Source organism: Treponema sp. R6D11 (genome assembly GCF_054786075.1).
In genome coordinates this window covers 1-535 of sequence record NZ_BDHD01000766.1, presented here as the reverse complement: position 1 = coordinate 535, position 535 = coordinate 1, and the positions used below count along the sequence as shown (strand labels likewise).

Sequence of the window (535 nt, the reverse complement as noted above, 5' to 3'; positions counted from 1 at the left end):
ACCGGCAAAAACAATTCCAACAAGCCGCCCTTCGCCGTCTACCAAGGGACCGCCTCATGATACAATCAGCGCGCTTTCGGGAAAAATCGGCAGACTTGATGGGGTTAGCGTACAAGCGGTGTATTCAAAATGAAGGAATTAATTGATAAGCTTGAAGCCCTTCAAACCCTTTCAAGAGAAGAGTTTGCGCAAGTTTTATCATGCGATAACGACTATCTTTTTGAACGGGCAAGGATTAAAGCCCAGGAAGTATACGGTAAAAATATTTATTTGCGCGGGCTTATCGAGTTTACCAATTACTGCAAAAACGACTGTTTCTATTGCGGAATACGGGCGGGAAACAAAAAAGTACAAAGGTACAGGCTTTCTCAAGAACAGATACTTGAATGTTGCAATAACGGCTATGCTTTGGGGTTTCGCACCTTTGTATTGCAGGGCGGGGAAGACCCGTACTACACGGACGAAATTTTATGTGAAATCATAAAAGAAATAAAAACGGCGTATCCAGATTGCGCCATTACCCTTTCAATAGGGG

At 43.6% G+C, this 535-nt stretch carries 1 protein-coding gene; it reads left to right on the top strand.

What is annotated here, in order from left to right; translation table 11 throughout:
* Window positions 1-129: 129 nt before the first annotated feature.
* Window positions 130-535 (top strand): radical SAM protein (locus ACYVTD_RS15975; protein ID WP_461248670.1); only part of this gene is annotated, 406 nt, incomplete at its 3' end.